This window comes from Corynebacterium lactis RW2-5, from assembly GCF_001274895.1.
In the GTDB taxonomy this organism is placed as follows: Bacteria; Actinomycetota; Actinomycetes; order Mycobacteriales; family Mycobacteriaceae; genus Corynebacterium; species Corynebacterium lactis.
In genome coordinates, this window is record NZ_CP006841.1 from 539,857 (window position 1) to 559,672 (window position 19,816).

The following is a 19,816-nucleotide window of genomic DNA, read 5'->3' on the forward strand; positions in this document are numbered from 1 at the left end:
GGGGGCCTTCCCACACATGGCGAAGCTTATTGCTTTTAACGAAGAGGCCCGCGAAGGCCTCAAGCGCGGTGTGGACACGCTTGCCGACGCAGTCAAGGTCACCCTCGGCCCGAAGGGCCGCAACGTGGTCCTGGACAAGGCGTTCGGTGGCCCGTTGGTTACCAACGACGGCGTGACCATCGCCCGCGACATCGACGTTGAGGATCCGTTCGAAAACGTCGGTGCGCAGCTGGTCAAGTCGGTGGCTGTCAAGACCAACGACATCGCCGGCGACGGCACCACCACCGCGACCCTGCTGGCGCAGGCGCTGGTCCACGAGGGTCTGCGCAACGTTGCCGCTGGCGCGAATCCGGTTGCTTTAAACCGCGGTATCGCGGCTGCCTCCGAGAAGGCTGTTGAGCTGCTGGCCGAGCGCGCAACCCCGATCACCAGCTCCGCTGCAATCGCGCAGGTCGCTACCGTGTCCTCCCGTGACACCGAGATCGGCGATCTGGTCGCGGGCGCTATGGACAAGGTGGGCAAAGACGGCGTCGTCTCCGTCGAGGAGTCGCAGTCCATCGCCACCGAGCTGTCCGTGACCGAGGGTATCTCTTTCAACAAGGGCTTCCTGTCTCCCTACTTCATCACCGATGTTGAGGCGCAGCAGGCAATCCTGGACGGAGCTCAGGTCCTGCTGGTCCGTGAGAAGATTTCCTCCCTGCCGGACTTCCTGCCGCTGCTGGAGAAGATCGCTCAGTCGGGTAAGCCGACCCTGATTATGGCCGAGGACATCGAGGGCGAGGCTCTGTCCGCACTGGTTATCAACGCTATGCGCAAGACCCTGAAGGTCGCCGCCGTGAAGTCCCCGTACTTCGGCGACCGCCGCAAGGCCTTCATGGACGACCTGGCTGTCGTCACCGGCGCCACCGTTGTCACCGCCGACACCGGCATGCACCTGAAGGACGTCGGACTCGAGGTTCTGGGTAGCGCACGCCGCATCACGATCACCAAGGACGAGACCGTCCTGGTTGACGGTGCAGGCACTGCCGAGGCTGTCGAGGAGCGCCGCAACCAAATCCGTGCCGAGATTGAGCGCACCGATTCCGACTGGGACCGCGAAAAGCTGGAGGAGCGCCTTGCGAAGCTCTCCGGGGGCGTCGCAGTCATCAAGGTTGGCGCCGCCACCGAGACCGAGGTCAACGAGCGCAAGCTCCGCGTCGAGGACGCCATCAACGCTGCCCGCGCGGCAGTGCAGGAAGGTGTCATCGCAGGCGGCGGCTCCGTGCTGGTTCAGATTTCCCGCGAGCTTGAGGCGTTTGCCGCGCAGTTCGACGGTGACGAGGCCATCGGCGTCAAGGCCGTTGCTGCGGCCCTGACCCGCCCGGCCTACTGGATCGCCGAGAACGCTGGTAAGGACGGTGCCGTCGCCGTCTACCACATCGGCGAACAGGAAAACGGCTACGGCTACAACGCCGCGACCGACGAGTACGTCAACCTCATCGAGGCCGGCGTCATCGACCCGGTCAAGGTGACCCACTCGGCAGTCGTCAACGCTACCTCTGTAGCGCGCATGCTGCTGACTACGGAAGCCTCCGTCGTCGATAAGCCGGAGGAAGAGCCGGCACACGACCACCACGGTCATGCTCACTAAAAATAGTGTGGCGGGGCCGCGAGCGGTCCAATAGAAAAAGCCTCCGTTCGGGAGTAAATCCCGGCGGAGGCTTTTCCTATGTTCAATCTACGTTCGGCGGGGCCTAACCGGCGGCGACGAGAACGCGCTCGCGCTCGCGCGGGGTGGCGCGGAGAATCTCATTGCGCTCGGACTCGCTGAGGCCGCCCCAAACTCCGTAGGGCTCCCCGACGGTCAGAGCGTGGCTGCGGCACTGCTCCAGAACAGGGCAGGAGCGGCAAATTGCCTTAGCGCGAGCCTCGCGCAGACTGCGGGCGCGTCCACGCTCGCCCTCAGGGTGGAAGAACGTTGCGGAGTCCGCTCCGCGGCAGGAGCCGTGCAACTGCCAATCCCACAGGTCGGCATTGGGCCCAGGCAGGTGGTCGATGTACGTCATCGGAACTTCAAGTCTCCTCAAAAACACTTTTTTCTTAGTGAGCCCAAGTCTGAAAAACGTCTGTGAACGGTTGGTAAACCGGAGGAGACTAAACGGGGTACTTGCGGAACAATTCCGAAGAACTTTTTGGGCCGGGGCCTAAAAACGCCGCGAGCGGCGCCCGTCGACGAATCCTGCGCAGTACTCCCAGGGAGCGTATCGGCGCACGTCGGGATCGAATTGCGGCTCGTGGACAGGCGACTCCTGGCCCGCAAGCAGCATGAGATAGTGCGTTTCCAGCACATCCCAGTTGTAGAAATGCTCTTCGCCACAGTCCTCGCAGAGCATCGAAATGCCGAGCAACCCTTCTGGGGTCAGCACCTCGCGGAACTCGCGGACGGCCGCCAGATCCTCGATAACCTCGCGGCGTTCCTGGTCCGTCAGCGGGGCGAAAGGCTCGTCGGGCTCGAGCAGGTTCGCCGGGTCGTCGGGGTCTCCCTCAAAGGGGTCCCGGGGTAGGCCCTCGAAAAAATTGTGGTTCACAATCATCACCGTAACAGTTACGTGCCCCTTGTTTGGAGTCTGGATTCTCCTTATTCATGCAGTTGGGTCTACCCTGTATGTAACGTTTGGCAACCACGAAGCGAAAACACCTCTGACACAGGTCAAGAGGGAAGCAGGAGGAGTCCATGAACAACCCAACCGGAATTAGCCTCGGCGGAGATAATCCCAACAAGATTCCACTAGTCGGCCTTACTTTTGATGACGTCCTGCTTCTGCCGGATGCCTCCGACGTGATTCCGTCCGGTGTGGATACCTCCACCCAGTTCACTCGCGAGCTGCGACTGAACATCCCAATCGTTTCCGCGGCGATGGACACCGTCACCGAGGCCCGCATGGCCGTTGCGATGGCCCGCCAGGGCGGCATGGGCATTCTCCACCGCAACCTCTCCATCGAGGACCAGGCTCAGCAGGTTGAGATTGTTAAGCGCTCCGAGGCCGGCATGGTCTCCGACCCGGTGACTTGCTCGCCGGAGGACACCATCGCTGACGTGGACGCCAAGTGCGCTCGCTACCGCATCTCCGGACTCCCGGTCGTTGACGCCGACGGCAAGCTGGTCGGTATCTGCACCAACCGTGACATGCGATTCGAGGCGGACCTGAACCGCAAGGTCTCCGAGATCATGACCCCGATGCCGCTGGTCGTCGCCGAGCAGGGCGTTTCTGGTGACGCCGCACTGAACCTGCTGCGCTCCCACAAGGTCGAGAAGCTCCCGATCGTCGACGGCGAGGGCCGCCTGACCGGACTGATTACCGTCAAGGACTTCGTGAAGAAGGACCAGTACCCGAACTCCGCGAAGGATGGCTCCGGTCGCCTTCTGGTCGGCGCTGGCATCGGCACCGGTGAGGACTCCTGGAAGCGCGCCCATGCGCTTGCCGACGCCGGCGTTGACGTCCTCGTTGTCGATACCGCCCACGCGCACAACACCGGTGTGCTGGAAATGGTCTCGCGTGTGAAGAAGGAATTCGGCGAGAACATTCAAATCATCGGCGGTAACCTGGCGACTCGTGGTGCCGCCCAGGCCATGATTGAGGCCGGCGCGGATGCCATCAAGGTCGGTATTGGCCCGGGCTCCATCTGCACCACCCGCGTCGTCGCTGGCGTCGGCGCCCCGCAGATTACCGCTATTATGGAAGCCTCCGTGGCCGCCAAGAAGGCAGGCGTCCCGATTATCGCCGACGGTGGCATGCAGTTCTCCGGCGATATCGCCAAGGCGCTGGCAGCGGGTGCTTCTTCCGTGATGCTGGGTTCCATGCTGGCCGGTACCGCTGAGTCGCCGGGTGAGGTCGCCGTCGTCAATGGCAAGCAGTACAAGATGTACCGAGGCATGGGCTCCCTGGGGGCCATGCAGGGCCGTGGCCTGACCGGCGAGAAGCGCTCCTACTCTAAGGACCGCTACTTCCAGGCTGATGTTAAGAGCGAGGAGAAGCTGGTTCCGGAAGGCATCGAGGGGCGCGTCCCGTTCCGTGGCAGCATCGATGGCATCGTTCACCAGCTAGTCGGTGGCCTGCGTGCCGCAATGGGCTACACAGGTTCCGCTACCATCGAGCAGCTTCACGACGCGCAGTTCGTCCAGATTACCGCTGCGGGCCTGCGCGAGTCGCACCCGCACGATATTCAGATGACCGTTGAGGCGCCGAACTACTACCAGCGCTAAGATGTAGCGGGCGCCGGGAAATACTGCGGCGTGAATCTTCACCACTGAAAGGGCATGCGAGGAAACTCATGCGTGACATCGTTGAAATCGGCATTGGGCGTGAGGCACGTCGGACCTACGAGTTGGCGGATATCGCCCTTGTTCCGTCCCGGCGCACCCGTTCATCGAAGGACGTCGACACCTCTTGGCGTATCGATGCCTACGATTTCGACATCCCGCTGATGACTCACCCGACGGACGCCCTGGTCAGCCCGGCATCCGCCGCGGAGTTCGCCCGCCTGGGTGGCCTGGCAGTTCTGAACGCGGAGGGTATCTGGGCCCGCCACGCAGACGCCGAAGAGAAGATTGCCGAGGTCGTCAAGGTTGCGCGTGCTGCCAAGGAAGACTGGGATTTGGAGGCCGCTAACCGACTCCTGCAGGAACTGCACGCAGCTCCTATCAACGAGGAACTCCTGGTCTCGCGGATTAAGGAGATTCGCGAGACCGGTGCGATTACCGCCGTGCGTGTCTCTCCGCAGCACGCCCGTGACCTGGCGCCCGTGGTTATTAAGGCAGGCATCGACCTGCTGATCATCCAGGGCACCCTGATTTCCGCTGAGCATGTCACGGCTCAGGGCGAGCCCCTGAACCTGAAGGAGTTCATTGGTGGCCTGGACGTTCCTGTGATCGTCGGTGGTGTTGTGGACTACCACACCGCGCTGCACCTGATGCGCACCGGCGCAGCAGGCGTCATCGTCGGCACCGGTTCGACAACTTCGGCGGAGGCGCTCGGTATCGATGTGTCGATGGCCACCGCGATTGCGGATGCTGCGGCAGCCCGCAAGGACTACCTGGACGAGACTGAGGGCCGTTACGTCCACATCATCGCCGACGGTGGCATTGAGACAGCGGGCGATATCGCCAAGGCAATCGCCTGCGGTGCGGACGCGGTAGCCCTATCTGATTTGCTTGCTACCACCGAGGAAGCCCCGGGTCAGGGTTACTCCTGGCCGTCGGCCGCTGCGCACCCAACCTACCCGCGCGGTTTTGTCTGGTCGAACATGGCTGAGTCGGAGAAGCTGGTGAGCCTGGAGGAAGCTCTGTTCGGGCCGTCGGCATCCGCACTGGGTGACCGCAACCTGGTCGGTGGCCTGCGCCGGACGATGGCCAAGTGCGGCTTCACCGATGTGAAGTCCTTCCAGCGCGTTGAACTTTCGGTTCGTCCGAAGGGGGTATAGCAAACTCCTAACGGGGTTACTGGCCGTCCTACATAAGTTCATTTCTCTGAGAAAAGCTCCATAAGATAAGTCACTTTCACTTAGGGTGTTAAGGAATATGCCCCATGCATATGCCTCACCCCAAGAGAAAGTGACTTTTTAGCTAATGAGTGCAACGCGCGACTATGACGTCATTATCGTCGGCTCCGGTTTCGGGGGTTCCGTCTCCGCACTGCGCCTGACCGAGAAGGGCTACCGCGTGGCGGTCCTGGAGGCAGGCCGACGCTATGAAGACAAGGACTTCGCCAAGACCAGCTGGCGCGTCCATAAGTACGTCTGGGCACCGAAGCTGGGCCTGTTCGGCATCCAGCGTATTCACATGCTCAAGGATGTGATGATTCTGGCGGGTGCCGGCGTCGGCGGAGGCTCTTTGAACTACGCCAATACTCTTTATAAGCCGGGGCCCGAATACTTCCAGCACCGCCAGTGGGCGCACATCACTGACTGGGAGTCCGAGCTATCCAGCCACTACGACAACGCATCCCGTATGCTCGGCGTTGTGCCTAATCCTACGACTACGCCTGCCGACGTCGTTATGCGCGAGGTTGCGGAGGATATGGGTGTCGGAGAATCGTTCCGGACAACACCGGTGGGCGTCTTCTTCGGTGAGAAGACCGGAGGAAAGGGTAAGCCGGGCGAGACCGTCGCCGACCCCTTCTTTGGAGGCGCCGGCCCGGACCGTACCGCCTGCACCGAATGCGGTGAGTGCATGACGGGTTGCCGTCATAACGCGAAGAACACCCTGGTCAAGAACTACCTTTACCTGGCAGAGAAGACTGGGGCGAAGGTATTCGACCGCACCACGGTCACGGCACTGCATCCTCGGGCCGATGGCTCTTGGGTTGTGGACACCGAGCGCACTGGCGCATGGTTTGCAAAGGGGAAGAAACAGTTAACTGCGGACCGCGTCATCGTCGCAGCCGGTGCTTGGGGCACGCAGAATTTGTTGCACCGGCAGAAGGCCGACGGTCACCTTCCTCTGATTTCGGACTTCCTGGGGCAGCTGACGCGCACCAATTCGGAGGCGATTCTCGGTGCGATGGGTTCGAAGATTGATCCGGCGAACGACTTCTCCAGCGGTGTCGCGATTACCTCATCATTCTTCCCGGATAAGGACACGCACATCGAGCCCGTTCGTTACGGCAAGGGTTCCAACGCGATTGCCGCATTGCAGATGATTATGACGGACGGTGACACAGGTGTGCCCCGCTGGCGTCAGGCGGTAAATGCTGCCATCGAACGCCCGGATTATTTGCTGCGTTTGGTCAACCTGCGCAAATGGTCGCAGCGCACGATCATCTCCCTTGTAATGCAAAATCGCGATAACTCCATCACGACCTACCTGAAGAAGTTCGGCCCGCTGCGCTTCCTGGTGTCCAAGCAGGGCGAGGGCGAGCCGAACCCGTCGTGGATTCCTGCGGGCAACGAGGCGACTCGTCGTGCTGCGAAGAAGATGGAACAGCGTGGCACTCACGGTGAGGTGATTGCCGGCGGCACCATCGGCGAGCTGGCGAATATCCCGCTGACCGCGCATTTCATCGGCGGCGCTACGATCTCGGATTCCCCGGAGCATGGCGTGGTCGACCCCTACCTGCGTGTGTGGGGATATCCGACCTTGTCTATTCACGACGGATCGGCCATGGCGGCGAACCCCGGAGTGAATCCGTCGCTGTCGATTTCCGCAAACGCGGAGCGCGCGACGTCGCTGTGGCCGAACAAGGGCGAGGAAGACCTGCGACCTGCCCAGGGGGAGAACTACGTGCGTATCGATCCGATTGCGCCGAACTACCCGGTGGTTCCATCGGATGCCCCGGCAGCCCTGAACCTGGGTATGCCTGCGATTCGGAAGTCTTGATAAGCTAAGGATCGTGTCTGATCAGGTGACTAAGCCCGTCCTCGTCGTTGACTTCGGTGCGCAGTACGCACAGCTCATCGCGCGACGAGTGCGCGAGGCAAACATTTATTCCGAAGTGGTCCCGCACGATGCGTCGGCCGAAGAAATCAAGGCGAAGAACCCGGCGGCCCTGGTGCTGTCGGGCGGCCCGTCGAGTGTATATGAGGACGGTGCGCCGAAGCTCAACCGCGAGTGGCTTGAGCTGGGCATCCCCGTGTTCGGTATCTGCTACGGCTTCCAGGCTATGACGGAGGCCCTCGGTGGTACCATCGCTGCGACCGGTGACCGCGAGTACGGCCGCACTCAGCTGTCCGTGGTTGGCGGTATTGCGCACGCGCATGCACCGGAGTCGCATGAGGTCTGGATGAGCCATGGTGACGCGGTTTCCAAGGCCCCGGAGGGCTTCACCGTTACCGCAACCACCAAGGGCGCTCCCGTCGCAGCCTTCGAGAACCTGGACAAGCGCATGGCTGGCGTCCAGTACCACCCGGAGGTTAACCACTCTCCGTACGGCCAGGGCGTTTTGGAGAAATTCCTTACCGAGATCGCGGGACTGAAGGCCGACTGGACCGCAGCGAACATCGCGGACGAGTTGGTAGAGAAGGTCCGCACCCAGGTCGGAGAGGACGGCCGCGCCATCTGTGGTCTGTCCGGCGGTGTTGATTCCGCAGTGGCAGCAGCTATCGTGCAGCGCGCCATTGGCGACCGCCTGACTTGTGTCTTCGTCGATCACGGCCTGCTGCGCCAGGGAGAGCGCGAGCAGGTGGAGAAAGACTTCGTCGCCGCCACCGGCGCGAAGCTGATTACCGTCGATGACCGCAAGGTATTCCTCGATGCCCTCGACGGCATCACTGACCCAGAGACCAAGCGCAAGACCATCGGCCGTGAGTTCATCCGCTCCTTCGAGCGTGCCGTGGCTCAGGCTCTCGACGGTGCTCCGGAGGGCGAGACTGTGGACTTCCTGGTCCAGGGCACCCTCTACCCGGACGTGGTCGAATCCGGCGGCGGCTCCGGCACCGCGAATATCAAGAGCCACCACAACGTCGGCGGCCTACCGGACGATGTCGAATTCACTCTCGTTGAGCCCCTGCGCCTGCTGTTCAAGGACGAGGTTCGTGCCGTCGGCCGCGAGCTGGGTCTGCCGGAGGAAATCGTCGGCCGTCAGCCCTTCCCGGGCCCGGGTCTGGGCATCCGCATCATCGGCGCCGTCAACGAGGAGCGCCTGGATACCCTCCGCCGCGCCGATGCCATCGCCCGCGAGGAAATGACCGCCGCCGGCATGGACAAGGTCGTCTGGCAGTGCCCGGTCGTTCTGCTTGCCGACGTCCGCTCGGTCGGCGTCCAGGGGGATGGCCGCACCTATGGTCACCCAATCGTGCTGCGCCCGGTGTCCTCCGAGGACGCGATGACCGCGGACTGGACCCGCGTTCCCTACGAGACCCTGGAGAAGATCTCGACCCGCATCACCAACGAGGTTCCCGAGGTCAACCGAGTTGTCCTCGACGTCACCTCGAAGCCGCCGGGAACCATTGAGTGGGAGTAAGGTTTAGCCTCTAGTTTTTTGGAGGTTTAGGCCGCGTCTGTGAGCTCGACTAGCTTGCGGGCGCGGCCCTTTTTCCATTTTGGCGGCTACAGTGGTGTGGTATGAGCATTGTAAAGATTAACGCCATCACTGTTCCTGAAGGTTCCGGCGAAGAACTAGAGCGTCGCTTCGCGGGCAACGCCTCCAAGATTTCGCAGGTACCGGGCTTCGTCGGTTTCCAGCTGCTGCGCCCGACTGCCGGGGAGAGTCGCTACTTCGTATTTACTGAGTGGGAGAGCGAAGAGGCCTACGACGCCTGGCGCAACGGCCATGCTTTCAAGAAGTCGCACGAGGGCGAGCGGAAGGCGCCGGTGTCGACGGGCGCTGAGCTGCTGGAATTCGACGTTGTGCTGGATGTGAAGGCACAAGCGTAAAAGGGGGCTTGGGAGTTTTCTTTCGCTAGCTGGCGGCGCCGCGCACTGTGGCGCCGTATTTTTTGAGCTTTAGTTAGAACGTGTGTTCTATGTAGAATTGTTTGGAGTCCGAGTATGGGGAAAGAATGTTCGATATTGCTGGAAGGGAGGAATTGTGGTGGTGCTGCGAAGTGGAGCGTCTCGTGCGCAGACAATTGCGGAGCTGCGTTCGGGAATTGCGGCGCTGTCGGGACTTCCAGGAGCGGATGCGTTCGTAGGGGGCTGGGGCGGCTCTCCTGAGGGGGAAGCTTTGCCGGTACCAAAAGCCCTGCGGCAGGTTTTGGGCGGCGTGGTGCGTCGGGGTGCGGTAAGTGCCATAGATCGTCCCGGTGCTGTGCTGTCTGCGTTGGTGGCTGAAACCACTCGTGTTGGCTATGTGGCCGTCGTGGGCGTTTCAGAGCTGGGGTTGCTGTCCGTTGTGGAGCAGGGGGGAGATTTGTCTCGGATCATGTGTGTCCCGGACCCGGGTGTACAGCCGTTTGAAGTGCTGGGGCTTCTGGCTGAAGGCGTTGATTTACTGGTGGTGTCGCTGCCAAAGGCCCCGGCGCCATCGCAGGCTCGGCCGCTGCAGGCGCGGCTGCGTAAATTCTCTACGGCCCTTATTTCCATCGGAGGCAGCTGGCCGGGGGAAAACACAAAAATTAGCAGCAGCGTGGAAGGCGTGGTTGGGTTATGCGCTGGGGGCGGCCGGATTCGTTCGGTGTCATACAGTGTCGTAGTCTCGGGCACTCGCTTCCCCCGGCGGCATATGTCGTGGAGGGTCGGAGATCGTGGGCCATTGGAATCGGCGCGAAACGTTGTGTCTTTCCCCTGGCCGGTGCAGGAGGTTGGCGCATGAGCCGGGTTTTTGCCCTTTGGCTGCCGGATTGGCCAGTGCAGGCGGCCCGGCTGGCGGGAGTATTGGATTCGCAGCCGACGGCACCGGTCGCGCTGTGCCTACAGGGTGAAATTAGCGTTTGTTCTCCGGCGGCTCGTAGAGCAGGGGTGCGCCGAGGTCAGAGTCGTCGGCAAGCACAGGCGCTGTGCCCGGGGCTGGGGCTCGCGGAGGCGGATGAGGGGAGGGACTCGGCCGAGTTCGAGCCTGTGGTTCAGCGGCTTGAGGCGATAGCGGCGGGCGTGGAGGCGTTGCGCCCGGGCCTAGCAGTCGTGGCGGGTGGGGGAGTGGCACGGTACTACGGTGGGGAGGATATCGCGCTGGAAAAGCTGGTAGACGCCGCGGCGGTGCCTGGCGTGGACTGTATGGTCGGGGCTGCGGACGATATCGTCACGGCGATTTTGGCTGCTCGCCGCGGGATTCTGGTCCCGGAGGGGGCGAGCGCCGGGTTCCGGGCAGGAGTGTCCCTTGCGGAACTGTGTGCGGAGACTTCGCTCGGCCTTCCGGAGGAATTGGCGGCCGCATGGTCGGAGCTGGGTTTGCGCACTCTGGGAGATGTGGCGGCTGTGCCGAAAAGGGCCGTCGCTAATCGTTTCGGAGCGCGCGGTGCTCGCTGGCATGATGTGGCGGTCCGAGGAGAAGCCCGTCTGGTTGCGCCGCGGTCTTTGCCCGCAGATCTAGCAGTGGTGCACGGAGCGTGGGAGTCTCCGTTGCAGCGGGTGGATGAGGCCTCGTTCGTGGCAAGGTCGCTTGCTGTCCGGTTGCACGATGTTCTGGCTGAGCACGGTTTTTCCTGCTATCGGTTGCTCATTGAGGCGCAGTTTGATGACAGCACGCAAGTGAGGCGGGTGTGGCGTTGCGCGGAGCCTCTATCTGAACGTGCCACGGCCGACCGGGTGCGCTGGCAGCTGGACGGGTGGCTCAACACAAGGGCGGCATCGGAGGAGGCCGAGGGACGGGGGATCGTCGAGCTGCGTCTGGAGCCGATGGATGTCGTTACCGCAGGGCTCGTTCGCCAGGACTTGTGGCGCGGAGGCGATGCCGCGGCGGCTCGTGCGCGGCGGTCTGCCGAGAGGGTGCAGGGCCTATTGGGTACGGACGCTGTCAGTAGGCCAGTACTGCGAGGAGGCCGGGGCCCCGGTGAGCGAATTGAGTATCTCACCTTCGGGGAAAGCCGAGAGCCCCGGGGCGGGTGCGCTGAGAGTGCTTGGCTGGGTGCCATCCCCGCGCCTAATCCCAGCGTGGTAGGAGCGGGGGCGGACGTGCAGTTGTGTGACTGCCGTGGAGATCCCGTAGGAGTGACAGGGCGTGCGACGGTGACGTCTGCGCCGAGAACTCTGCATGTGGAGGGAACCGAGTATCACGTCGAATCGTGGGCCGGGCCATGGCCTATCGACGAACGGTGGTGGGCGCCGGACGAAGCGCGCCGGGCGGCGAGAATCCAGGTGCAGGCGGTCGCCCCGAACGGCGATGTCCGGGCGATGCTGCTAATCGGGCGCAGAGGCTTGTGGAGCGTGGAGGGCATCTACGATTGACCCCCTTAGGCACGGCCCCTCCGGGGCGGGGTGCAGTACTACTTCGCCTCGAAGTCGATAACCAGCCGCGTGGGGTTGGACAGGGTGAAAACCTTGTAGCGCAGCTTCTCGCCCTTCATTCCAACGACGTACTGGCTCTGCCCCTCGAAAGTTCCGGCTCCGACAACTTCGTTGACTCCCGAAGTCTTTTCAGGGCGGACCGGGCCGGATGGGTAGTCAGTCTTTTCGAAGTCGAATGGGTAGCCGATGCCACGGAGGTCAACCGAGAGCTTCGGGCTGCCGTCGACCGAGATGGGTTTGCCCGACGCCTGCTGTGCCGGAATGTCCTCGTAGCGGATGAAATAGCCCGGTTTGCCCTCGCCTCCGAACTCGAAGACTATGCGGTCGTAGCCATCGTGAGATCCGATTCGGACATCCTCAATCGAGAGGTAGGAAGCGTCCGCCTGCGCAGCTTCGGCAGGGCCAAAGGAGAAATCACCGCCCGGCGCCGGATCGGTGTCGAGGGTGGCTTTCTCGGTCTTCTGATTCTTGGCATCGCCTGGAGCTGCGGAGGAGGAATCCGTCTTCATGGACACCGCCGCGGCCGTATCTTGCGTCTCTGAATCGCGAGCGCAGGATGCGAGGGAAAGGCCCATCGCAAGGCACAGGGAAGCCGCGAGTCCCGCGCGGACACGAGAGTTGCGGAGCGTGTGCATAGTCATACTCCTGACGGTATGTGTGACTGGTGGGAATATCAATTAGTTGTGTTACTAAAAAGCCAGTTCACTAAGAGTTGTTGTGAAACTGTTGCTAAACAGTGACCAAATAATCGCGCTTAACCCGAAAGAAACTTCAGTATTTCGCAGTGAGTGCGCAAAGCTCGGCCGACAGATTAACCTGGAAGCCATGACCCAGCAGGCCAAAGATGCAGCCAAACTAGATACCGTGTGCTCCGCGCAGTTCGACGAGCCGCTACCGGGAACTGCGAAACCGGGCAAGCTCTTTATCGCTCTGGAGCACCAGTTGGGTTGGTCTCGTGACATCCTCGACGGCGGGGTGTGGGGTGACGAGATCACAGGGCGAGTCAAGCATTGGCTGGCCGAGCGGGGAGCCGTGATGCAGCTGATCCGTAAGCCCGGGCGCCTGGGGCAGCAGCCCTGCGATGGGATCAACGTCTATATCTCGCACTGCGATCCGAGCGTCGGAGAAGGGGTATTTCTTGAGCATCGCTTAATCGCCGATGTTGAGGTACTGCTAGAACTCGATGTGCAGCTGGGGATCCCCACCGAAGGGGCAACCCGCGTCGATCATCCCCTCTACCTGGTGTGCACACACGGCAAGCGCGATCGTTGCTGCGCGGTGAAAGGGCGCCCGGTCGCGGCGGCTATGCATAATCTTTTCCCGGAGATGGTCTGGGAGACTTCTCACTCTAAGGGGCATCGTTTCGCTCCTGCTATGGTGCTGCTGCCGTGGAATTACTGCTACGGCCGCATCAGCGCGGTAGAGACGAAGGCCGTCATCGAGGAAGCTCAACGCGGAATCATCCACGCCGAAGGATGTAGAGGGAGGGGAATCTACCCTGCTGCGGCTCAGGTGGCCGAGTTGGCAGTGCGTCGTGAAGTGAACTCTTGGGGAGCAGACGACATCGCGCGGGTAGAGCTCAGTGATGACAACGCGTGCGCCGTAGTCACGCTTGCCGACGGGCCGGTCGCAGGCGGTGCGGAGGCAGAATACGAAGTGGCCCTGGAGCGAATCGTCACGCAAGGAGTGGTGTCCTCGTGCGGCGATGCTCCAGGGCCAAAGAAGGGCTGGGCTGCCGTGGAAGTACGGCGGCTCTAGCGGCTCTAGCGGCTTTAGCGGCGCATAATCTTCTTCGCCAGCCAGTTGCCGAATAGCTGGGCGACCTGAACAATCAGAATGATGACCAGCGTGGTCACCAGGGTCACGTTCCAGTCGAAGGCCTGGTAGCCGTAGGTGATGGCGAAGTTACCCAGTCCGCCGCCGCCGATGTAGCCGGCCATCGCGGACATATCGACGACCGCGATGAAGGCGAAGGTGTAGCCGAGGACCAGCGGTCCAAGGGCCTCCGGGATGATGACGGTGCGGATGATTCGCCACGGGCCCGCGCCCATCGCGCGCGCCGCCTCGAGGACGCCGGGGTCGATGGACATGAGGTTCTGCTCGACCAGGCGAGCAATGGCGAAGGTCGCGGCGATCGACATGACGAACACGGCCGCCTCGGTGCCGATGGTCGTGCCGACCACGCTCTTGGTCAGCGGGCCGATGGCTGTGACCAGGATGATGAACGGAATCGGGCGGACGAAGTTAATGAAAACGTTGAGCACCTGGTACAGCGGCTTGCTGCGCAGCACGCCGCCGTCGCGGGTGGTGTAGAGCAGCACGCCGATGGCGAGGCCGGCCAGACCACCGATAATCATGGCGATGCACACCATGTACAGCGTCTGCCCGAAGGCCTCGCCAAGCATCGGGCCGAGGCCTTCCCAGTTGGTGTTCTTGCCGCTGACGGAGGGCAGGGAGTTTAGAAAGTCGATCATGATTCAAGCTCCTCTACCTGGGTTAGTTGGGCAATGGCGGCTACGGCGGCCTCCGTATCGGTGACATCGGCTCCCGCTGCAGGCGTGAGTCGGAGGGTCAGGCGACCATAGGACTTCGCCTGAACGTTGGACACAGCGCCGTGCGCAATCGTGGCGGTTGCGCCATGGGATGCCGCCGCCTGTGACAGCGCAGAAATGTCCACGCCATCGTTGATGGTGATCGTGATCAGGCGGCCTCCGGCGCTCTGTACCGACTCGCGCTCACGGCCAATGGGCATGTCCCGCAGCGCCGTAGTGGCGAAGCGGCGCCCCACCTCGGTAGCGGGGTTGGAGAAGACCTCGTGAACGTAGCCGGTTTCCACGATGTTGCCCAGCTCCATGATGGCCATGCGGTCCGCGATGCCGCGGACGACCGACATATCGTGGGTAATCAGGACGATGGTGACACCCATCTCGCGGTTAATCCGGCGGAGAAGCCCGAGCACATCCGCCGTCGTCTCTGGGTCGAGGGCGGAGGTGGCTTCGTCGGCAAGCAGAAGGGTGGGCTCGGTGGCGAGCGCACGGGCGATGCCGACGCGCTGCTTCTGGCCGCCCGAGAGCTGCTCGGGGTAGGACTCGGCCTTATCGCCCAGGCCGACGAACTCGAGGAGTTCCTGGGCGCGGGCGCGGCGCTTGGCCTTCGGCATGCCCGCGAGTTCCAGCGGGTACTCCACGTTCTTAATCGCATTGCGCGAGGTGAACAGGTTGAAGTGCTGGAAAATCATGCCGATATTGCGGCGCAAGCCCCGCAGTTGGCGCTCGGACATGCCGGCGATGTCGGTTCCGTCGAGTAGAACCTGGCCGGAGGTGGGCTTTTCCAGGCCGTTAATCATGCGGATCAGCGTTGACTTTCCGGCGCCGGAGTAGCCGATGACGCCGAGGATTTCGCCCGGCTCCACCGTCAGGTTGATATCGGTGAGCGCGGTGACGTCACCGAATTTCTTGTTTAGCTCGCGGAATTCGAGCTTCGTTCCCTTGTTGGTCACGAGTGAATCATTGCCCCTATGGGTTGGCCCCTAGATTGTGGTGTTAGTTCTGCTCGCGCTGCTGCTTCTCGACGCGGTCGAGAATCTGCTGCAGCTCGTCCGCCGGGCGATCGACGGATACCGAAGTGCCCTTAGAGTCCTCGGCGACGGCATCCTGGACCTCCTTGGTGTGCCACAGCTTCGACAGCTCGGCAAATTTAGGATCCTTGGCCTTGTCGGCCTTGGTGACGAAGACGTTGATGTAGGGCTCGGCTTCCTTGGAGTTCGGGTCGTCCTGGAAGATCGCGGTGTTCGGGTCGATACCCGCGCGGTCCAGGAAGGAGTTGTTGATGATGGCCGGCTTGCCCTCGCCGTAAGCTGCCGGGGTCTGGGCTGCGTCGACTGGCAGGACCTTGACCTTGGAGGTGGCCTCGTCGATGTCGGCCGGGGACGGGGTGAGCAGGTCGTCCTTCTTTAGCTTCAGTAGGCCTGCCTGAACCAGAACGTTGATGGCGCGGCCCTGGTTGGAGGGATCGTTCGGAATTGCGACCTCGTCGCCCTTCTTTAGTTCATCGACGGACTTGTGGTCCTTCCAGAACAGTGCGAGCGGAACGATCTCGGTGGAGCCGATTGGGGTTAGATCCGCGTTCGCGCCGACGTTGTACTCGGCTAGGAACTTGATGTGCTGGAACTGGTTTACGTCGAGCTGGCCCTCATCGAGTGCGCGGTTTGGAGTCTGGTAGTCGGAGAAGTTCTGAATTTCTAGGTTGATGCCCTTTTCCTGTGCTTTTTGTTCGAAGACTGTCCATGCCTTCTTGCTGGCATCAGTGGTGCCGATGCGGATGGTTTCGCCGGAATCGCCACAGGCGACCAGCCCGGTGGCGGCAAAGGCGAGGGTGAGGGCTCCTGCTGCGAAGCGCTTGAATGCCATGAGAGTTTCTCCTTCGGTAAAAGAATTTTAATTTTGTTTGTTCGCACGTCAGGCCCTGTGTCGGCCAGCTGTGGAAGAAAAATAGACCAAGCGGTCTTTATTTAGTCTTAGACACTATCACCACCGCAGGTAGCACAGGAAACTTCCGGCTCGAGTAGTGCAATGAATTCGGGGGCGTTTTTATCTCGGGTGGAGGCTCGGGGGTGTGGGGTTTGTAAGTGGAGGTAGGGGCGCTGTCGGAGAATTCGAACATGTGTTTGGAATAGTCCGGCTTTTCGTCTAATCTTCCGTCTATGGGAAACGGCACGGAGGGGCTTTCGGGCTCGGGGGAGGCAAGGCCACTTTCGTGGTCTCGGATTGAACGGATTCTCTCTGGCAAGTTTGAGGGAAAACTGCATCCGCATGGGAGTTTTAACGGTTGGCGCGGTCATCTGGGGGAGGGGATAACGGGGGCTTTCGGTGTTTACGGGGGCGAGGGTGGTCGGTTGGAAAAGGACGCGCATAGTGCGTCTTTGAAGGGGGTCGAATTGCACTGTCGTTCGAGTTATTCCTTTCTGCGAGGAGCCTCTGACCCGCAGGAATTGGTTCAGGAAGCGGTGCGACTGGGGCTATCAGCCCTGGGCCTTGCCGACCGTGACGGGTTTTACGGAATTGCCCGCTTTGCAGAAGCTGCTGCGGAGGCCGGAATCGCCACCATCATCGGCGCGGAGCTGTCTCTGCCGCAGCGTCCGCTCACCGTGCTGGTGCGCGGTCCGGAGGGCTACCGCAGGCTCAGTCATGTTCTCTGTGACGCGCATATGGCCTCGGGTGAGAAGTCTGTGGTCTCTTACCCCTCGCTGCATGAATTGGCTCGGGCGGCAGGGGGCTCCTGGCAGGTGCTTGCCGACGTCGCCTGGGGCCCCGACATCAGTGAGCTGGTGGCGGCGTTCGGTGTGGAAAACGTGGCTGTGGAGCACCGCGTGGACGTGACTCCGCAGGCGGTGGACAACGCCGCTGAACTCAGTGCAGTGGCGCAGCGTTTCGGGCTGCGCGAGGTCATCACGTCGATGGCGACCGCGGCATCTCCCGGGGCAAGCAGGCTGGCCAGTGCGAAGCAGGCGTTGGCGGTGCGGGACAGTCTCGAGGGATATGAACCGCACCTGGCGCCGGCCGGTGGCGCCTGGTTGAGATCATGGGAGGAGCTGTGCACTGCGGCTGAAGAGTTGGGAGACCGACCCGGCGCTGTGCTTGCGGCAACCGAAGCCATAGCCGCGGAGTGTGCTTTTACCCTGGACCTTATTGCGCCGCAGCTGCCCGAGTGGGAGGTTCCGCCAGGTCATGACGAGAACTCGTGGTTAGCGGAGATTGCGCGTGCCGGAGCCAGACGTCGCTATGGTCCGGTAGGTGACGCCTCGGGCCAGTCTCGCCAGGATCGGGCGTGGAGGCAGCTTGAGCATGAGCTCAAGGTGATTCGGCAGCTCGGATTTCCCGGATACTTTCTTATCGTCCACGACATCTGCGAGTTCTGTCGCAGGGAGGGAATCCTCGCCCAGGGGCGCGGTTCGGCCGCGAATTCTGTGGTGTGCTTCGCGCTGGGAATTACAAATGTTGATCCCATCGGTGCGGGGTTGCTCTTTGAACGCTTCCTGTCCCCTGAGCGAGACGGACCGCCTGATATTGACATCGATATTGAATCCGGCAGGCGGGAAAAGGTAATCCAGTACGTCTACGAGAAGTACGGGAGGGACAATGCCGCCCAGGTCGCCAATGTTATTACGTATCGGCGTCGGGGTGCGCTGCGGGATTCGGCCCGGGCCCTTGGGTATGAGCCGGGAGTCGTAGACGCCTGGGTCAGCGGTACTGCTCAGCCCCCTCGGGAGGTACTCGGTCTTGCGGATCAGCTGCGCGGACAGCCGCGCCATCTGGGGATACATTCCGGAGGGATGGTGATTTGTGACCGCCCCATCGCTGATGTCGTTCCTGTGGAATGGGCGCGGATGAAAAACCGCTCGGTGGTGCAGTGGGATAAGGATGACTGCGCCGCCGCGGGGTTGGTGAAGTTCGACCTGCTGGGCCTCGGCATGCTGGAAGCAATCCACCATTGCATCGACCTGGTGCACCAGGTACATGGACGAGAGATCAACCTGTGGGAGATCGATATCGCGGAGCCGGAGGTTTACGAGATGCTGGCCAGGGCGGATGCGGTCGGAGTGTTCCAGGTGGAGTCCCGTGCGCAGATGGCGACTTTGCCGAGGCTCAAGCCGCGCACTTTCTTTGACCTGGTCGTCGAGGTTGCACTGATTAGGCCGGGCCCCATTCAGGGCGGTAGCGTGCACCCGTATATTCGGCGCCGGAATGGGCAGGAGGCCGTTACCTACGACCATCCGGTGTTGGAAAAATCACTCGGAAAGACTCTGGGGATTCCGCTGTTCCAGGAGCAGCTGATGCAGATGGCCGTCGATGCGGCTGGTTTTAGCGGGGCCGAGGCTGATGCGCTGCGCAGGGCAATGGGATCGAAACGCTCTGTGGAGAAGATGGAGGCGCTGCACGCCCGATTCCTAGAGGGACTGCGGGCCACCAACGACATCGATATTGAGACTGGCCAGCAGCTGTGGAACAAGATTGTGGCTTTCGCCGCCTACGGTTTCCCCGAGTCTCACGCCCAGTCCTTTGCTTCGCTGGTCTACTTCTCGGCCTGGTTCAAGTATCACTATCCGGCGGAGTTCTGCGTTGCACTGTTGCGGGCGCAGCCGATGGGCTTCTACTCGGCGCAGTCCCTGGTGGCGGATGCCCGTCGGCACGGAATCGGCTGCGACGGGCCGGACATCGAGTTCTCCGAAGTCGAGGCCGCTGTCCAAAACGGCCGGATCAGGCTCGGACTGGGCGGGGTCGCAGGGCTCGGTGCCGATGCCGCGGAAAGAATTGTTTCAGCTCGCCCCTTTTCCTCCGCCGCTGATATCGCGCGCCGGGCGAACCTCAACGTTTCACACATGGAGGCGCTGGCCCGTGCGGGGGCCCTTGGCTCGTTGGGGGTTGACCGTCGGCAAGCGATGTGGGCAGCGGGTGTGGCCGCAACAGAGAACGAGGGCATGCTCGAGGGGCTCACGCTTGCCGACGCTCCGGCGTTGCCGGGCATGACGCAATTCGAGCTCTCAGCGGCGGATCTGGCCTCTACCGGGGTGACCCCGGACGAGTATCCGGTGGCGGCGCTGCGGGAGGAGCTCAGAGCGCGCGGAGTGGTAGCTGCGGAAGAACTGCTAAGCGTTGCGGACGGGACTCGGGTGGAGGTAGCCGGGGTGGTGACGCACAGGCAACGTCCCGGTACGGCTGGAGGCGTGATTTTCCTCGGGGTAGAGGACGAGACCGGCCTGATGAACGTTCTGTGTACGCCGGGGTTGTGGGCACGGTTTCGTCCGGTGGCTGCGATGTCGCGAGCACTGATTATCCGCGGGATTGCGCAAAATTCCTCCGGCGCGGTGACACTTGTGGCTGATCGTCTCGAGGACATGGCCCAGGCGCTGGGGCGTCCGGTGGTCGCGGGTAGGAGCCGGGACTTCAGGTGATGGGGAGT

General features: G+C 62.2%; 16 protein-coding genes. 10 read left to right on the top strand and 6 right to left on the bottom strand.

The window, feature by feature from the left end; translation table 11 throughout:
- The first annotated feature begins 16 nt into the window (after window positions 1-16).
- Complete coding sequence (gene groL, locus CLAC_RS02285) at window positions 17-1,630, top strand: chaperonin GroEL (RefSeq protein WP_053411519.1); 1,614 nt, start codon at window positions 17-19, stop codon at window positions 1,628-1,630.
- A 103-nt stretch (window positions 1,631-1,733) separates the two neighbouring features.
- On the opposite strand, the gene CLAC_RS02290 is transcribed toward groL, so the two are convergent.
- Window positions 1,734-2,045 (bottom strand): WhiB family transcriptional regulator, encoded by a 312-nt coding sequence (locus tag CLAC_RS02290; RefSeq protein WP_053411520.1) that lies wholly within the window; start codon window positions 2,043-2,045, stop codon window positions 1,734-1,736.
- Window positions 2,046-2,183: 138 nt separating this feature from the next.
- Complete coding sequence (locus CLAC_RS02295) at window positions 2,184-2,573, bottom strand: DUF5319 domain-containing protein (RefSeq protein ID WP_053411521.1); 390 nt, start codon at window positions 2,571-2,573, stop codon at window positions 2,184-2,186.
- Window positions 2,574-2,713: 140 nt separating this feature from the next.
- On the opposite strand from CLAC_RS02295, the gene guaB reads away from it, so the two are divergent.
- The 7 genes from guaB to CLAC_RS02330 all read left to right on the top strand — a co-directional run bounded on the left by guaB (window position 2,714) and on the right by CLAC_RS02330 (window position 11,797).
- Window positions 2,714-4,243 carry an IMP dehydrogenase gene (gene guaB, locus CLAC_RS02300; RefSeq protein WP_053411522.1) on the top strand — a complete coding sequence of 510 codons (1,530 nt, stop codon included), beginning with the start codon at window positions 2,714-2,716 and terminating at the stop codon, window positions 4,241-4,243.
- Window positions 4,244-4,311: 68 nt separating this feature from the next.
- The gene (locus CLAC_RS02305) at window positions 4,312-5,460 is read left to right on the top strand and encodes a GuaB3 family IMP dehydrogenase-related protein (protein ID WP_053411523.1); all 1,149 of its coding nucleotides are present in this window, start codon (window positions 4,312-4,314) and stop codon (window positions 5,458-5,460) included.
- 145 nt (window positions 5,461-5,605) lie between these two features.
- Window positions 5,606-7,354 (top strand): FAD-dependent oxidoreductase, encoded by a 1,749-nt coding sequence (locus CLAC_RS02310; protein WP_053411524.1) that lies wholly within the window; start codon window positions 5,606-5,608, stop codon window positions 7,352-7,354.
- 13 nt (window positions 7,355-7,367) lie between these two features.
- On the top strand, window positions 7,368-8,936 hold the full coding sequence (gene guaA, locus CLAC_RS02315; RefSeq protein ID WP_053411525.1) for a glutamine-hydrolyzing GMP synthase: 1,569 nt from the start codon (window positions 7,368-7,370) through the stop codon (window positions 8,934-8,936).
- A 101-nt stretch (window positions 8,937-9,037) separates the two neighbouring features.
- Window positions 9,038-9,349, top strand: coding sequence for an antibiotic biosynthesis monooxygenase family protein (locus CLAC_RS02320; protein WP_053411526.1), 312 nt, complete (start codon window positions 9,038-9,040; stop codon window positions 9,347-9,349).
- A gap of 160 nt (window positions 9,350-9,509) precedes the next feature.
- Window positions 9,510-10,226 carry a hypothetical protein gene (locus CLAC_RS02325; protein WP_211255367.1) on the top strand — a complete coding sequence of 239 codons (717 nt, stop codon included), beginning with the start codon at window positions 9,510-9,512 and terminating at the stop codon, window positions 10,224-10,226.
- A complete protein-coding gene (locus CLAC_RS02330; RefSeq protein WP_053411527.1) occupies window positions 10,223-11,797 on the top strand; it encodes a Y-family DNA polymerase in 1,575 nt (524 codons plus the stop codon). The genes CLAC_RS02325 and CLAC_RS02330 overlap by 4 nt, the downstream gene beginning before the upstream one ends.
- 38 nt (window positions 11,798-11,835) lie before the next feature.
- Here CLAC_RS02330 and CLAC_RS02335 read toward each other — a convergent pair whose 3' ends face one another.
- Complete coding sequence (locus CLAC_RS02335; RefSeq protein ID WP_053411528.1) at window positions 11,836-12,498, bottom strand: AMIN-like domain-containing (lipo)protein; 663 nt, start codon at window positions 12,496-12,498, stop codon at window positions 11,836-11,838.
- Between the two features lie 184 nt (window positions 12,499-12,682).
- Here CLAC_RS02335 and CLAC_RS02340 point away from each other — a divergent pair, with 184 nt between their 5' ends.
- Window positions 12,683-13,615 carry a sucrase ferredoxin gene (locus tag CLAC_RS02340; protein WP_053413210.1) on the top strand — a complete coding sequence of 311 codons (933 nt, stop codon included), beginning with the start codon at window positions 12,683-12,685 and terminating at the stop codon, window positions 13,613-13,615.
- Window positions 13,616-13,629: 14 nt separating this feature from the next.
- On the opposite strand, the gene CLAC_RS02345 is transcribed toward CLAC_RS02340, so the two are convergent.
- Genes CLAC_RS02345 through CLAC_RS02355 form a run of 3 tightly spaced genes read right to left on the bottom strand, consistent with a single transcriptional unit; the run spans window position 13,630 to window position 16,266 of the window.
- A complete protein-coding gene (locus tag CLAC_RS02345) occupies window positions 13,630-14,331 on the bottom strand; it encodes a methionine ABC transporter permease (protein WP_053411529.1) in 702 nt (233 codons plus the stop codon).
- Window positions 14,328-15,356, bottom strand: coding sequence for a methionine ABC transporter ATP-binding protein (locus tag CLAC_RS02350; protein WP_053411530.1), 1,029 nt, complete (start codon window positions 15,354-15,356; stop codon window positions 14,328-14,330). Before CLAC_RS02350 ends, CLAC_RS02345 begins: the two co-directional genes overlap by 4 nt.
- Window positions 15,357-15,399: 43 nt before the next feature.
- Complete coding sequence (locus CLAC_RS02355) at window positions 15,400-16,266, bottom strand: MetQ/NlpA family ABC transporter substrate-binding protein (protein ID WP_053411531.1); 867 nt, start codon at window positions 16,264-16,266, stop codon at window positions 15,400-15,402.
- Window positions 16,267-16,559: 293 nt separating this feature from the next.
- Here CLAC_RS02355 and CLAC_RS02360 point away from each other — a divergent pair, with 293 nt between their 5' ends.
- On the top strand, window positions 16,560-19,808 hold the full coding sequence (locus CLAC_RS02360; RefSeq protein ID WP_053411532.1) for an error-prone DNA polymerase: 3,249 nt from the start codon (window positions 16,560-16,562) through the stop codon (window positions 19,806-19,808).
- Window positions 19,809-19,816: the final 8 nt, after the last annotated feature.

Bases quoted from the DNA above. Each gene is read 5' to 3' on its own strand.
- CLAC_RS02355 (WP_053411531.1), bottom strand. From the start codon at position 16,266: ATGGCATTCAAGCGCTTCGCAGCAGGAGCCCTCACCCTCGCCTTTGCC.
- CLAC_RS02320 (WP_053411526.1), top strand. From the start codon at position 9,038: ATGAGCATTGTAAAGATTAACGCCATCACTGTTCCTGAAGGTTCCGGC.
- CLAC_RS02310 (WP_053411524.1), top strand. From the start codon at position 5,606: ATGAGTGCAACGCGCGACTATGACGTCATTATCGTCGGCTCCGGTTTC.
- CLAC_RS02295 (WP_053411521.1), bottom strand. From the start codon at position 2,573: ATGATTGTGAACCACAATTTTTTCGAGGGCCTACCCCGGGACCCCTTT.
- CLAC_RS02340 (WP_053413210.1), top strand. From the start codon at position 12,683: ATGACCCAGCAGGCCAAAGATGCAGCCAAACTAGATACCGTGTGCTCC.
- CLAC_RS02345 (WP_053411529.1), bottom strand. From the start codon at position 14,331: ATGATCGACTTTCTAAACTCCCTGCCCTCCGTCAGCGGCAAGAACACC.
- CLAC_RS02335 (WP_053411528.1), bottom strand. From the start codon at position 12,498: ATGACTATGCACACGCTCCGCAACTCTCGTGTCCGCGCGGGACTCGCG.
- CLAC_RS02330 (WP_053411527.1), top strand. From the start codon at position 10,223: ATGAGCCGGGTTTTTGCCCTTTGGCTGCCGGATTGGCCAGTGCAGGCG.
- CLAC_RS02290 (WP_053411520.1), bottom strand. From the start codon at position 2,045: ATGACGTACATCGACCACCTGCCTGGGCCCAATGCCGACCTGTGGGAT.
- CLAC_RS02305 (WP_053411523.1), top strand. From the start codon at position 4,312: ATGCGTGACATCGTTGAAATCGGCATTGGGCGTGAGGCACGTCGGACC.
- CLAC_RS02360 (WP_053411532.1), top strand. From the start codon at position 16,560: ATGGGAAACGGCACGGAGGGGCTTTCGGGCTCGGGGGAGGCAAGGCCA.
- guaB (WP_053411522.1), top strand. From the start codon at position 2,714: ATGAACAACCCAACCGGAATTAGCCTCGGCGGAGATAATCCCAACAAG.
- groL (WP_053411519.1), top strand. From the start codon at position 17: ATGGCGAAGCTTATTGCTTTTAACGAAGAGGCCCGCGAAGGCCTCAAG.